Origin of the sequence: Mycobacterium branderi, from assembly GCF_010728725.1 — a bacterium.
GTDB lineage: Bacteria > Actinomycetota > Actinomycetes > Mycobacteriales > Mycobacteriaceae > Mycobacterium > Mycobacterium branderi.
Map to the genome: position 1 here is coordinate 849535 of NZ_AP022607.1, position 14723 is coordinate 864257.

At 62.9% G+C, this 14723-nt stretch carries 5 protein-coding genes and 7 pseudogenes; 6 read left to right on the top strand and 6 right to left on the bottom strand.

Translation table 11 applies throughout. The features are described from left to right. Positions 1 to 196: 196 nt before the first annotated feature. From G6N47_RS29050 to G6N47_RS29060, 3 genes and pseudogenes are all read left to right on the top strand, one after another. Positions 197 to 1362, top strand: a pseudogene (locus G6N47_RS29050) (NDMA-dependent alcohol dehydrogenase). Next, positions 1359 to 2578, top strand: a pseudogene (locus tag G6N47_RS29055) (cytochrome P450). The pseudogenes G6N47_RS29050 and G6N47_RS29055 overlap by 4 nt, the downstream one beginning before the upstream one ends. Positions 2579 to 2610: 32 nt before the next feature. Continuing rightward, entirely contained in the window at positions 2611 to 3093 is a 483-nt protein-coding gene (locus tag G6N47_RS29060) for a nuclear transport factor 2 family protein (RefSeq protein ID WP_232080470.1), read from the top strand. A 19-nt stretch (positions 3094 to 3112) separates the two neighbouring features. Here G6N47_RS29060 and G6N47_RS29065 read toward each other — a convergent pair whose 3' ends face one another. Then, complete coding sequence (locus tag G6N47_RS29065) at positions 3113 to 4276, bottom strand: hypothetical protein (protein WP_083130723.1); 1164 nt, start codon at positions 4274 to 4276, stop codon at positions 3113 to 3115. Further along, complete coding sequence (locus G6N47_RS29070; RefSeq protein ID WP_232080471.1) at positions 4273 to 5160, bottom strand: phosphotransferase family protein; 888 nt, start codon at positions 5158 to 5160, stop codon at positions 4273 to 4275. Before G6N47_RS29070 ends, G6N47_RS29065 begins: the two co-directional genes overlap by 4 nt. 409 nt (positions 5161 to 5569) lie before the next feature. On the opposite strand from G6N47_RS29070, the pseudogene G6N47_RS29075 reads away from it, so the two are divergent. After that, positions 5570 to 6701: pseudogene (locus G6N47_RS29075) on the top strand (epoxide hydrolase family protein). A gap of 48 nt (positions 6702 to 6749) precedes the next feature. Next, on the top strand, positions 6750 to 9506 hold the full coding sequence (locus G6N47_RS29080; protein WP_083130725.1) for a PEP/pyruvate-binding domain-containing protein: 2757 nt from the start codon (positions 6750 to 6752) through the stop codon (positions 9504 to 9506). On the opposite strand, the pseudogene G6N47_RS29085 reads toward G6N47_RS29080, so the two are convergent. Further along, positions 9507 to 9967, bottom strand: a pseudogene (locus G6N47_RS29085) (VOC family protein). 202 nt (positions 9968 to 10169) lie between these two features. Further along, a pseudogene (locus G6N47_RS29090) lies at positions 10170 to 11430 on the bottom strand (cytochrome P450). A gap of 298 nt (positions 11431 to 11728) precedes the next feature. On the opposite strand from G6N47_RS29090, the pseudogene G6N47_RS29095 reads away from it, so the two are divergent. Further along, a pseudogene (locus G6N47_RS29095) lies at positions 11729 to 13037 on the top strand (cytochrome P450). Positions 13038 to 13096: 59 nt separating this feature from the next. Here the strand turns inward: G6N47_RS29095 and G6N47_RS30015 are convergent. Beyond that, positions 13097 to 13726, bottom strand: a pseudogene (locus G6N47_RS30015) (SDR family NAD(P)-dependent oxidoreductase). Then, on the bottom strand, positions 13723 to 14723 hold a 1001-nt coding region (locus G6N47_RS29105; RefSeq protein ID WP_163659993.1), incomplete at its 5' end, for a flavin-containing monooxygenase. The gene G6N47_RS29105 and the pseudogene G6N47_RS30015, both read right to left, overlap by 4 nt.

The following is a 14723-nucleotide window of genomic DNA, read 5'->3' on the forward strand; positions in this document are numbered from 1 at the left end:
GCCGGCCAAGAAACAATGGGAACGCTTTTGGCGCCGGACGCGCAACCGGTGGGCGCAGACTGTGCAGCGGCCGCGCCATCCCTTGACTGATGTCAGTGGCACCTACAGACTAAGTAAGTAGCACATACGGCGCGCACGTCCGAAGCATCGACGGGTATGGGTCGAGGCGGGGCGCAGGGCCAGAACGGGAGCCGGGATGCGAACACGAGGGGCCGTATTGCACGGAGTGGGCAAGCCGTGGTCGGTGGAGGAGTTTGAACTCGACCCGCCCAGGGCCGGCGAAGTATTACTCAAGAACGTGGCGGCCGGCATGTGCCACTCCGATGAACACATCGTCACCGGAGACCTCTCCGCACCCAACGACGTGATGAAGTCCATGGGCATGCCCGAGATGTTCCCGTTGATCGGTGGTCACGAGGGTTCCGCGGTCGTGCTGGAAGTCGGTGACGGGGTCAGCGAGTTCCAGCCCGGCGACCACGTCGTGATGTCATTCGTCGCCAGCTGTGGGCATTGCCGATGGTGTGCATCGGGCACGCAGTACCTGTGCGACGCGGGATCGTTGACCATGGTGCCCGGTATGCCGACGGACGGGACGTTTCGCCACCACACGCTGTCGGGTCAGGGCTTGGGCCACCTGTCGAAGGTCGGCGCATTCGCCGAGCACACCGTCGTGGCCGAGACCTCACTGGTCAAGATCGACCCCGACATTCCCTCACGCCGGCCGCGCTGGTGGCCTGCGCCGTGCCGACCGGCTTCGGCTCGGTGACCAACCGGGCGAATGTCCGCAGCGGCGACACCGTTGTCGTGGTCGGCTGCGGCGGTATCGGCACCAGCGCAGTTCAGGCCGCACACATCAGCGGGGCAGCCCGCATCGTCGCGGTCGACCCGAGCGAGTTCAAGCGCACGTCGGCGACCCGCTTCGGCGCGACCCACACCGCGGCATCGACCGAGGAGGCCATCGATCTCGTCCGCGACATCACTCGCGGCGTGATGGCAGACGCCGTCGTTTTGTCCCCGTCACTGGTGCACAGCGACCTTCCCGCGGCGGGGCTGGCGATGACACGCAAAGGCGGCACCTGCGTTGTCACGGGAATGTCGCCCCAAACGATGACGTCGATCAATATCAACATGCAGGACTTCACATTGATGAACAAGACACTGTGCGGCACCATCCTGGGCTCGATGAATCCGCGCGCCGATGTGCCAAAGCTGTTGGAGCTCTACAGCTCTGGAATACTCAAGCTCGATGAGATGATCACCAACACATACTCGCTGGACCAGATCAACGACGGATACGACGACCTGCGCGAGGATCGCAATATCCGCGGCGTGGTTGTCTTCGACCAGGAGGTGACCAGATGACAACGGCCGCAATCGACCTGTCCGATCCGGCGATTTGGCAATCCGGATTCCCGCACGAGGTGTTCACCCGGTTGCGCCAGGAATCACCGATCATCCATCACGAATACGCCGAGCTGGTGCAGCGCGACTTCTGGGTGTGCACCAAGCACCGGCATGTCGTGCGGATCCACCGTGACACAGACAGTTTCACCGCGACCGACGGCCCGCTCATTCAGGCGCTTGACACCTTTTCGTCCTATCCCAGCATCATCAACATGGATCCGCCCGATGTGAACAAGCGGCGCAAGATTCTCAGCGGCGCGTTCACTCCCCGCGCGATCTCCAAACTCGAAGCGGGTATTCGCGAACGCGCCAAGAAGATGGTCGACGAACTGTACGCATCGGGCGGCGGTGATTGGGTCACCCAGGTCGCCGGGCACCTGCCGATGACCGTCATCGGCGACATCGTCGGCATCCCCGAAGCCGACCGGCCCCGCATATTCACACTGATCGACGACATCATCATGAGCAAGTCGCCGACCTCGCGCATCAAGCCCGAAGACGAGCCCGGCATCTACATGCAGATCTTCGAGTATGCGTCCGCGCTGACCGCCGAGAAACGGCGCAACCCCACCGACGACATCTGGAGCACGTTGTGCGCCGCGATCGCTACCGACGACGACGGCAATCGTTATGCGCTCGAGCAGAACGAGCTGGAAGTGTTCTTTTTCGTCTTGAGCCTCGCCGGCGCCGACACCTCGAAAAACGCCCTCACGGCGGGCCTTCAGGCCTTCATCGACAATCCGGATCAGCTGGAGCGCTACCGATCTGATGAGTCCGTCCGCACATCTGCTGTCGAAGAAGTATTGCGGTGGACATCGCCGATCGCGTTCTGGGTGCGCGGCGCGAAACGGATCTGGAGATGGACGGTCAGACGATACCGGCCGGATCACGCGTGGTGTCGATGATCGCGTCGGCGAACCGCGACGAGGACGTATTTCCGGACCCGTTCACCTTCGACATCTCACGCGCCGACAATCCGCATGTCACCTTCGGCGGCGGCGGCCCTCACTACTGTTTGGGTGCGATGTTGGCCCGCGCCGAGATACGCGCAGCCTTCGATGAACTACTGACCCGCCCGGCACGGATGACGATCGGCGAACCGACGGCCACCTATCCGAATCTGGGACTCAACATGTATGTCTACGAACACCTTCCGATCGAATTCAGCAAGTAAGCAACAGCGGCCCAGGCCGAGGAAGGCAACGGATGACCACCGACATCGGGACCCACGAACTGGAGATGCTTCGTCGTGAGGCGGCAGTACGGCGCGTCATCGAGGGCTACGCCGACGCGGTCACCCGGCGTGATGTCGCGACATACGCTGCGATGTACGCACCGGACGCAGTGTGGACGATCGGACCACCCGTTGATCAACGCATCGAGGGCCGCGACGCAATCGTCGCTGAATTGTCCTCGCAGATATCGAGGCTCGACTTTTTTCCTGTTCACCGTCAGCAACATCGTCGTCTCGGTGCACGACGAGATCGCCCACAGCAGAGCGACCGTGCACGAGCTCGGCCGCGCCGCCGAGGGCGCTCCCCCCCCGGACTCGCGGCCATGAACCTGTACGCGCTCTATGACGACGAGCTGCGCCGTGACGGTGACCGCTGGGTATTCGCTGCGCGCCGGTACTCGATCCTCTACCTCGACACGGATGCGCCTGCCGGGCAGTCGTTCCCGATCACCTAACCACGGATCAACGCGCCGGTCAGACGAACGAGGTATCGGCGTCCAGGCCCAGGCCGGGGTGTGCACCGATCACCATCGTCTGAATGTTGCCCCAGCCGCGCGTGCCGTCGCCCTGGTCGTGGACTTCCACCACGGCATCGCGCAGCTGGTGCAGCCGGCGCGCAGTTTGCGGCGCGTCGCAATCTGCGATGTATTCGCCCGTGACGTGCAGGGGACCGTGCCAGACACCATGGATGTCACCGTCAAAGCCGAAGTACAGACCGGTTCCCAGATGAAAACCCGTGTCAGACATCGGGGTAACGGTGAGGAGATGGTCCTCACCACTCGCCAGCGTCACGGCGATGGTGCCGCCGAGCAAGCGGCGATTGTCGGGACGGTACTTCAGCTCGGGTACCGCCGAGACGACCACATCCCTTCGGCCATCGGGATACTCGAAGCCGCCCTGAACCTGTAACGACGATCCCACCAGTTCGGAGGTGCTCGCCGTGTAGTACAGATGAAAGCCGCACCGGGAGCCGTCCTCACGTTGCATCAGGACCGGCATCCAGATCATGTGGTGCGACGATGCGCCGAGCTCGGGCGCCGGTGGGATGTCAGTCACCGGATTGCCGACGTAGTAGCGAACCCCCCAGGAATGGTCGCGGGTGGAAATCCAAGTCGAGTCATCGAATTCGGTTCGCTCACCGTCGACCTCGACCCATCCGCTGGCCACTCCGATCTGGTGGTATCGCACCAGATCGGCATCGATGCGCGTACCGCCCAGCGAGCGGTGCTGCTCGCGGTTTTCCAGCACGGCGGGAACGACAGCGGTGAAGTTCCATTCGAAGCTGATCGGTACGACGTCGTTCGGGTCGAGCGCGAAACGCACCCGCGTCATCGGCTCCACGATTTCGTAGTGCAACGGGCCCACCGACACCGAGTCCACGTCCGGCGTCAACGACCTGCTCGCCCGTACAGTCCACTGATCGGTTCCGCGACTGACCCCACCGAACGCGTCGATCACCCCACGGTTGGTGTATTTGCCGACGCCGAAGTCCATTTGCAGTCGGCCGTCGTTCGAGTACGCCGAGGCGGCAACCTTCTCGGTCCATGCCCGATCGGTCTGCGACACGGTGGCAAAGGTGTCGGCGATCTGATGGTTGAGGTGATCGTCTGCGGGCACCAGAGGTCCGGCGAACATCATGGGGCGGCCTCCATCAGGTCGTAGATCCAATCCTGCAGCGGTGGAATCGTGTGGACGATGTGGTCGGTGATGCCGCGCTGGTGCAGCAGTCCGGCCAGCGCCTTGAGGACGGCGCCCATCCGGACCATGGCGAACACCTCGTACCATCCAAGTGCCTGGATCGGCCGGCCGAGGCGCCGTGCGTACCGATGGATGGTCGCCGCGCGATCGGGAAAGCCGGGTAGTTCACGGTCAAGTGGTAGCCCATTGCCGCGCTGGATCGAGCGCCGGACCGCGAATGACCATCCGAGGTCGACCTCCGCCGGGCCGGCCGTTGCCATTTCCCAGTCCAGCACTGCGCGCACCCGGAAGGCATCGTCAAAGATCACGTTTCCGAAGCGGGCGTCGCCCCACACCAGCGTTGCGGGTGGCTCTGGGTCCGGGCGGTTGCGGTGCAGCCATGCTAGCGCCTCAACCATTTCGGTTGGCGGCAAACCGTCAGTGGCCCAATCCAGGTAGCTCGACCACCACGCCAACTCACCTGCCGGTCCCTCACCCTGCGGGCGATGCAGAAACGACAGGTCGGCGCCGGTAGTGGCGCCGATGCGGTTGATATCGGCCAACGTGTCGTGAAAGTTGTTGTACAGCTCGCGTTGCCGATCCGGTGCGGCCTCGAACAACCACCCGGCGACGCAGTACTGGGGTGCTTCGTCGGCGGGAATTCTTCCCGGCACCAGATCCATCGCGAGGAACGCGGAACCGAGATAGGACTCATCGGTTTCCACGGCGATGACCTCAGGCACCGCCACCCCGTGGCAGCGCGCGAGCGTCATGGCGCGGGCCTGCCGGACCAGGTCGTAGTCGGGGAACACCCCTTCGCCCGCCGGCGGGACCCGCAGTACCATTCCACGTGAGCGTGGCACCCCCTGCTCGCGCCACGACACATCCAGCAGCGCGCTTCACTCGAAAAGCCGTTTGTACGAACGGCTTCTGCCATGTTCACGCAGATCGCGCTGGCGCCGTGCCAGCGCTCGGCCAGAAACGACCGGAAGCCATCCAGCACCATGTTCCAGTCGCGGTCACCGCTGCTGATCGTCGACATGTCGCCCGCCTTTTCTCCGCCGCATCACGCATATCGCCGGCGCCGGCCGCTTACTGCGCGCGGCCGCCGCCGCCGCGCCGGCCCGCGTGCTTGATTCGAAGTAAGTGGCACATACATAATGTGTAGGTGTTACCTACCGACGGTGTCAATGCCGGACTCTTACACGGCCCGCCCGGGACACGGATGCTGGGCATTCAGGCCATGGCAGCGCCATGACAGACCCCAGGCCGTTTCGCATCACGGTTGGCGACGACGTCCTTACCGATCTGCACGCACGCCTGTCGCGAACCCGCTGGCCAGAGCGCGAATGCGTCGATGACTGGAGCCAGGGTCTGCCGCTGCACTACGCCCGGGAGCTCGCCGCCTATTGGGCAGACGGCTACGACTGGCGGGTGCGGGAGGCGGCACTGAATCGCTACGACCAATTCACCACCGACATCGACGGGCTCGAGATCCACTTTGTGCACCAACGTTCCCCGCACCCCGAAGCGTTGCCGCTGGTGATCACGCACGGCTGGCCCGGATCATTCGTGGAATTCCACAAAGTCATCGAGCCGTTGTCCAACCCGACGGCACACGGAGGGCAAGCCGAAGACGCGTTTCACGTCGTCTGCCCCTCCCTTCCCGGGTATGGCTTCTCCGGGAAACCGGTCGCGACCGGCTGGGGTATCGGCAAAGTCGCACAGGCGTGGGAAACACTGATGGTCCGGCTGGGCTACGACCACTACGGCGCACAGGGCGGCGACTGGGGGGCGGCGGTCACTACACAGCTGGGCCGAAACCGTGGCCACTGCATCGCCATTCATACCAACATGCCCTTCGGCGCGCCACCCGCCGGCGCCCTGGACAATCCGAGCGACGATGAGCGGGAGGCGCTGGCCCGCCTCGAATATTACGAAACGTGGGACTCCGGCTACGCCAAGCAGCAGTCGACCCGACCGCAGACTCGGTTACGGCTTGGTGGATTCGCCAGCGGGCCAGATGGCGTGGATCATCGAGAAGTTCTGGTCGTGGATGGACTGCGACGGCCACCCGGAAAACGTGGTCAGCCGCGACGAACTGCTCGACAACGTGATGGTGTATTGGCTCACCGCCTCGGCGGCGTCCTCAGCGCGAATGTACTGGGAAAGTTTCAAGAGCTTCCAGGCCGCCGGCAGCGTCGACCTGCCCACCGGTGTGGCGGCCTTTCCGAAAGAGATCATCCGCTCACCGCGAGCGTGGTGCGAAGCGAACTACAACATCACACACTGGTCCGACATGCCGCGCGGCGGACACTTCGCGGCATTCGAGCAACCCCAGCTTTTCGTCGAGGACGTCCGGGCCTTCTTCGCCGGATACCGGTGAGAAAGCCGTTGCAGGGGCAGCTTGTAAGCCACTCGGGAGGAGGTCTCGATGAATGGCCCGACGATCTTTGGGTTTGAAGACCTTGCTGATCTTGACGAGTCCGTGTGCAGGAACCTGGTTGGCGGCAAGGCCCTTAATCTCGGAGTGATGGCGGCGTACGGGCTACCCGTACCACCAGGGTTTTGTGTGTCGGCGCAGGCATACGCGACATTCCTAGAAGCCAACGCCATGGACGAACTGATCCGGGATGCGCTGGACACGATCGACTTTGGCGATGCGGGGCTGGTTGAGGATGCGACGGCCACCATCCGCGAACTGGTCCGCTCGGCGAAGGTGCCGGCTGAGGTCGCGGCTGACATCGAGAAGGCCTACAGCGCACTCGGTGAGGAAGTACTGGTCGCGGTGCGGTCGTCAGGAACAGCAGAGGATATGGCCGATGCATCATTTGCGGGGTTGCACGACACGTATCTCAACGTCAAGGGAGCGACCGAGCTGCTTGAACAGATTAGGCGGTGCTGGGCGTCGCTGTGGACAGCGCGGGCAACGGCATACCGTCACCAGAATGGGTTCGATCAGTGCCGGGCGCGTATCGCCGTGGTGGTGCAAACAATGGTCGACTCGGATGTGTCCGGGGTCATGTTTACCGCCAATCCCGTCAACGCCGCGACTGACGAGATCCTGATTAACGCGAGCTGGGGGCTGGGAGACTCGGTGGTTTCGGGCACCGTCACACCCGACGAATTCGTGGTGAAGCATGGCGACTTACGGATCCGCGCAAAGACGCTCGGTGACAAGGCGACCCGCGCTATCCCCAACCGGGACACGGGCAGCGGAACCATCACCGAAGAGCTTCCGGCGGCCGACCGCAATGCCTTTAGTTTGTCGGATGATCGGGTGGTGAAGCTAGCCGAGCTCGGTCGGCATGTACAAGAGATCTACCACGATGTGCCTCAAGATATTGAATGGGCGTTACACGCAGATACCTTCTTCCTGTTGCAGTCCCGTCCGATCACGGGCGTCGAGTTCAGCTGGGATGTAGATCTGGACGACTGGCAGCGAGTACCCGAGCCAGATGACACGATCTGGACACGCGCGACAGCTGACGAGGGATGGACGGGCCCATGCAGCCCAATGATGTATTCCATGCGCGCACCCGGCCAACACCAAGCGCAGCTATATGCCGTTAAGGGCTGGGGATGCGCTGAGCTCGACCGGCTGAGGTACTGGAAGTTCCACAGGGCTAAGGTCTATTCCAACTGCGAGTTGCACAGAAGGCTTCTGGAGGCAACGGCACCGCCGCCCATCCGCGCGAATATGCTTCAGAACTGGCTGCCGCCATCGTGGCACGCCGACGTCATGTCCGCGAAGTTCAACTACCTCGACTATGTCCGCATGTATATGCGGATCCGAATGCTGAATCCCGACGACGGTTTCTATCGTTGGCTAAACGTCTTTCGGCAATGGATGGACCAGCGAGAGCAGTGGTACAACGGAACCACGCCAGAGCGGCTCGCTCGAATGACCGACCGCCAACTCGAGACGTATCTGCAGAAATACGCCGCCGCAGAAGCGACGCTTTCGGAAAGGGTCTGGCACGGCTACGTCATCTACGCACGCGATGCCCTCGCCGTCGTGGGCTTGATTCTCGCCCACTGGTACACCGGCAACAATCCAAACGCGTTCGGAGACCTGATCTCCGGATCTACGACGCGCTCAGCGACCCAGATCGAGAACGCGGAGGTATGGGAACTCGCGCAGACGATTCGCGAATCCGAAGCGCTTCTGCATTGCTTCCGCAACCACAGTGGCGACGAGTTCTTCGAGCGCCTACGCAACTTCCCGGCAGGCCGGGAATTCCTCTGCCGCTACGAAGATTTCGTCAGCCGGCATGGCCACCGGGGCATGACGGACCGTGACATGTACTTTCCCCGGCGATGTGAGGACCCTTCGATCGACTACGAAGCGTTCCGGGCATTGCTCAACGTGAGCGATCCAGTGCGCCCGTCTGTCCTCGAACAACGCGTCAATGCAAAACGCGAGGCCGCCACCAAGGAAGTCATCGCCAACCTCAAACAAGGACCCCTCGGCACGTTGAAGGCCGAAGCCTTAAAACTCGCACTCGACTACGTGCACAGGTGGACTGTGATACGAGACGATGAGCGCTACTTCGTCGACCGCGGCCTACTCGCAATGAAAAGAGGCTACGTTGAACTGGGATGGCGCCTCGCCGAGCGTGGCCTCATCGACTATCCAATGGACGTGTTCTTCCTCGGTCACCAAGAAGCCTTCGACCTGTGCTACGGCCGCGGCAACCCGGTCCTGGACCGGCTGAAGATAAAGGGCCGCTTCCGCGATTGGAAACGCGAAGACGATAAAGAGGTCGTTGCACCGCTGTTCTTGCGTAACGGTCAAGGCGTTCAATTCGACGAAACGCCCGACGCTGATGCCGATTTGAGCGGAGCCGGATTATCCGCCGGGCGCGCCGTAGGGACGGCCCGAATCATTAAGAGCCTCCGAGAGATTGGCACTCTAACCGACGGAGACATCCTGGTCTGCAACAGCACCGATCCGGGATGGACACCAGTGTTCGGCGTCATATCGGGACTCGTTCTCGAGACCGGCGGAAGGCTCGCACACGGTTCCTGCCTTGCGCGCGAGTATGGACTGCCCGCCGTCCAGGTCCCGACCGCGATGAGCCGAATCTCCGACGGTGCCACCATTACGATCGACGGCACTACCGGCGCCATCACCGTGGATGCCCATGTCGGCGCACAAAATCCGCCAGTCCAGTTTCAAGCGGAGTAGTTAGTGCGAGCGAGGCCGCGGCGGCAGGACCGCAAGCCAGGAGTCCGAAAGCAGTTCAATCAGCTGTCCATCCGGATCGCGGATCATTGCTGATTGCTCAGAGACCGTTTCTTCGATCACCGATCCCCCGAAACTGTCGACCATCTCCAACACGTCGCGCAGATCGGACACCGACAACGACAGATGCGTCAACCCGATCTGGTCCATGGCACGTTTCGGCCCGGCGTGGACTTCGCGCCGGGCGTAGTCGAAAGCTCCAGCACCAAGCCGTCTCGTACCAGGTAGGTCGCACGCAGTCCGATCGGTTCGTTCAGCTGCAGAAGACGGTCGGTGCCGTCATCGGGCGGTTCGAGCTCCCACCAGAACACAAAACCGAAGAGCCCTTCGTAAAAGCGGCGCGAGCGCTCCCGATCGGCAACACACAATCCGACATGGTTGAAGACAGTTCGGTGGCTCGTCACAGGTCACTCCTGCTGAGCCGCACTGCATCTAGGCTCACGATCAGATGCTCCCCGATGATACTGCGCTCGACCATTCCGCCGAAGCATTCGCGGGTCTGTTCGTCGACAGATCGGGACGACCCTGATCGGCAACGGAAAGTGCTCTCGCCCAACAACTTCACCGATACCCGCACCGTCTCGTCAAGATCCCCTACAACCCCGCTCACGCTGCAGTGAAGCTAAGGTACAGCTCGGTGAGCCCGCGCAGCATGTACGTCGGCTCGTAGGTGTAGCGACGGTGCCCGGCAGGTCCGTGTTTGTCTTCGTTGATCTTGATGTCGGGTATCCGGTCGAGGATGCGTTCAATTGACACGCGACCCTCCACTCGGGCCAGCGGCGCGCCGGGCAGGAATGCACCCGCGGACAAACGCCATGTGCTCGCGAACATTCCTGCGGTCGAGCCGAAACTCGTGCGGATCGTCGAACCGGCGCGGATCACGGTTGGCGCCACCCACCAGCACCGTCACGATTGTGCCGGCGGGAATATCAACACCACCCACGGTCACGGGTTTGCGGGCCAGCCGGTAGGTGGCCTTGACCGAGCTTTCCATGCGCAGTGCTTCCTCGATGAACGACGGGATCAGGCTCCGGTCACCTCGCAGCTTTTGCTGGATGTCGGGCCGGTCACCCAGGATCTGTACGGCGGCGCCGAGCAGCTTGGCGGTGGTCTCGCGGCCGGCGGCGAACAGGAAGGTGGCCGAGCGAACCACCTCGATGACCTTAGGAATGGATTCGTCAGGATACTTCGCGGTGGCCAGCGCAGTCAGCACGTCGTCGCGGGGTTCGCGTCGGCGGTCCTCGATATAGGAGCAGAACTTCTCGTCGAGCCTGTCCAGCGGTGCACCGACCGACTCGTGGTCGAGTGTCCCCACCGGCGGGTCGTCGCCCAACAAGATGCGGAACTCCTGGTGGTCTTCCTCGGGCACGCCGAGTAGATCGGCGATAACCAAGGTGGAGAAGGGCTTGGAGTATTGGCTGATGAACTCGCGTTCGCTGCTGCCGAGGAACTCCTCAAGCTGGCGGTCGGCGAGGCGCCACATGAACTCCTCGTTCTCCTTCAGCCGGCTCGGCGTCAGCAGCCGGCTCAGCAGTGACCGTGCACGCGTGTGTACCGGCGGGTCCATCGTGAGCATGTGCTCGGACATCGGAAACTGATCGCGGTGCGCCTCGATCTGCGCACTGATGTCATCGCCTTCGGCCTCGAACGGCAAAGGTGGAAACGGTCCCCCAACTGCGACGCAACTCGAAAAGGTATCGGTGTCTTTGTAGACCGCGGCGGCCTCCTCATGGCCGGTGACCGCGACGACGTTGTGGTGCGGCAGCCGAAGCACCGGGTTCTTGCCGCGCAGGTAGTCGAAGTAGGGGTAGGGATCCGGAATGACGGCGGAGTCGGTGAAGAAGTCGACAAAATCGAAATTGCTCATGGCCTGCGCCTCCCGAGCGTGGTTCAGTGTGATCATCGGCTCAACGAATAGCCAGCGTCACCGGCCCGCCTGTGGCTAACGGTGCGCAGCGCGCCTGCAACTGCGCATCCGATACCGACCGGTAACAGTGGCTCGTCAATGGCCATACCTTCAGTGCCGCAGGGCATCAGCGCTCACGATCACAGCCTCCATACCCTCAGAGCACTAACATTGCTAAGATTGCCATTTAATGCCGAGTCTAGAGATGCCGCCGCCGGCGCAAAGCGAATTTGCTGGTTTGCGTGTGTTGGAGGTTTTGATGGCCGCACGCCGTGATGTCAGTGCCGACGCGGTTGTCGATTTCGACCATCACTCACCGGACTTCAATCAAAACGAGCTGCAAGTCAACGCCGGCCTTCGACGGCGCTGCCCGGTGGCATGGAACGAGAACTACGGCGGATTCTGGTTCGTCACAAGCTATGACGCGGTGGCACAAATCGCCCGGGACGGTGAAACCTTCGCGCACAAACGAGCCGAACTCCGCCGACGGGGTCGATTACCAAGGCGAGATGGGTGTCCCGCGCCCCGAAGGCCAGCCGGCCCTGGGAATCGGTGAAGTCGACGGGCCGTACCACCGGGCGTTAAGGCGCGCGCTCGCCCCATTCTTCTCGCCGGGAGCTGTCCAGAAAATACGGCCGTTTATGGAACAGTCGGTGCACTGGTTTCTCGATCAACGGATCGCAGACGGTCGCATGGACCTCGTGCTGGACTACGCCAGCCCCGTTCCGGCCATCCTGACCATGCGGTTGATGGGCCTGCCCTACGACAACTGGCAGCTGTATGCCAACCTGTTCCACTCGGTGATGGCTCTTCCGCAGGACAGTGCCGAGTACGCCGGCGCGGTCGCCGAGGTACCCGCGATGATGGAGGGTCTGCTGAAGTTTGCGGCGACCCGGCGAGCCGCCCCTCGCGACGACTTGACGAGCTTCCTCGTCCAATTCGAGTACGACGGCAGGCGGCTGGATGACACACAGCTGCTCGATATCTTGTGGAACCTGGTCGCCGGCGGCGTCGACACCACGACGTCACAGACGGCGCTGAGTCTGCTTCACCTGGGCACGCATCCCGATCTGCGCCGGCAACTCATCGATCGCCCGGAGCTTTACCGCACCGCCACCGATGAGTTTCTGCGCTACTTCTCGGTCAATCAGCAGCTCAGCCGGACGGTGACACGCGATGTCGTCCTCGGTGGACAACACCTTCGACGCAACGACCGCCTCATCATCAGCTGGTTGGCCGCCAACCATGACGAGCAAGAGTTCGCCCGAGCCGGCGACGTGGTCCTGGACCGGGCACCGAATCGCCATGTCGCCTTTGGGCTGGGGCCGCATCGGTGCATCGGATCTCATCTGGCGCGGGTCATGTTCGAGGTGATGGTGAGGGCGGTTCTTGAGCGCATTCCCGACTACCGGGTTGATACCGACGGCGTCTACCAATACCTGGGCAACCCGACCATGACGGGCTTGGGCAAGCTGCCGGTCACCTTCACGCCGGCGCGGCCCGGGAACGCCACGGCCATGACCGCTCAGCCGGTCGTGCCCCTCAGTACGCGCTGTTGCTGCCCATAGCTGTCGATGGGACTGTGCAACGCCAGCCCACCGTCGGCGAACACGATTTGCCCGGTGACTCAGGACATCTCGAGTACTGCAACAATCGCCTCGGCGACGTCATCGGCCCGACCGAGGCGACCCAGGGCAGTCCGCTCGGTCAGCGCCTGAACCCAGCCCGGCAACTGTTCGGCCTCGGCCAGCATGGGTGTGCGGGTGACCCCGGGGCCCACCGCGTTGACGCGGATACCATGGACCCCCCACTCGGCGGCAGCCACCCGCACCAACATGTCAACGCGCGGCTTTGGACACGCAATAAGCGTCCATGTCCCGATCGGCGATGGTCCCGCTGATACTCGACACCGCGACAATGGATCCTGGCGCGCCGGCGTCGATCATGGCGTACCGGCCCGCATGGTCAGCCACGTACCGGTCAGGTTGGTGTCGAGGACCCTGCGCCAGTCGGCGGGTCCTTGCTCGAGCAGAGTCCCCAACGCGCCGACGCCGGCGCACGCCACCAGCCGGTCCGGCGTTCCCCGCTCGGCGACGGTCTGCCGGATAGCCGCCCCGACCGCGTCGCAATCGCTGATGTCGCAGTCGATATCGCCGCCCGCGATATCCCAGGCCACCACATCCTGGCCCGCTTTACGCAGCCTTTCCGCTACCGCCTTGCCGATTCCGGATCCACCGCCGGTGACGACCGCCGTCATGCGCTGCTGCCTGCCTTCTCCAGCTGCCGGTCGTCCTCGCCCGGCGGGGCGCAGTCAAACACATCCAGCGTTACCTGCTGCAGTCGCTTTGCGAACGCGGAACCGCTGTAAGGGAATTGGGTGATTATCTTACCGTTGGGGTGCCGGAAGTAGTTGTTGCAGTTGGCCGCCCACACTTTACCCGCCAGCGCATCTTGGATCTCGCGGTTGTAAGCGTCGTGCACGCTGCGTTTGACTTCGACCGTGCGGATGTTCCGGTAAACCATCTCATCAAGGACGCGGCGAGCGAATTCGGCTTGGGCCTCGAGGATATAGATGATCGAGGTGACCCCGTTGGTGTTGGGTCCATACAGGGTGAACAGATTCGGATAGCCGGGCACCACGGTTCCCAGATACGCCTCGGCACCGTCACGCCACTCGTCACGAAGACGACGGGCGTCCCTGCCGTAGACGTCAAGGCTGCTCAGATAGTCGGCGGCTTTGAATCCAGTCCCGTAGACGACGGTGTCGACGCGGTGTTCGGTGCCCTCGGCGGTGCGCAAACCGTGCTCGGTGAACGCCACGATCGGCGAGGTCTCCAGCGTGACGTTCGGCAGCGCAAACGTGGGAAGCCAATCATCGGAGAGCAGCGGGCGTTTGCAGCCCAGCGGATAGTTCGGTAGCAGCTTGGCCCGTAGTTCGGGATCGCGCACGTTCGCGGCCAGGAATTCGTGGGCCTCCGCGGTGAGCTGCTTGGTCTGCTCGGAGTCGGTGTCGAAGTCCATCTGCTCGTACTGCTGAAAAGCCGCGTCGCGCAGCTTGCGCGCCTGCTCGGGGTTGCGCTCGAAAAACTCCTGCTGTTCAGCAGTGAACGGCGCGTCCAGGCGCGGGCTGACCCAGGTCGGTGTGCGCTGAAATACCGTCAGGTGCTTTGTGTCGGCGGCGATTGCGGGCACGTACTGGATGGCGCTGGCTCCGGTACCGATTGAGGCGACCCGTTCTCCCGCAGTTGATTTCA

Excerpts from the sequence above, each read along its gene's own strand:
- G6N47_RS29080 (WP_083130725.1), top strand. The coding sequence starts at position 6,750 with ATGAATGGCCCGACGATCTTTGGGTTTGAAGACCTTGCTGATCTTGAC.
- G6N47_RS29070 (WP_232080471.1), bottom strand. The coding sequence starts at position 5,160 with ATGGTACTGCGGGTCCCGCCGGCGGGCGAAGGGGTGTTCCCCGACTAC.
- G6N47_RS29060 (WP_232080470.1), top strand. The coding sequence starts at position 2,611 with ATGACCACCGACATCGGGACCCACGAACTGGAGATGCTTCGTCGTGAG.
- G6N47_RS29065 (WP_083130723.1), bottom strand. The coding sequence starts at position 4,276 with ATGATGTTCGCCGGACCTCTGGTGCCCGCAGACGATCACCTCAACCAT.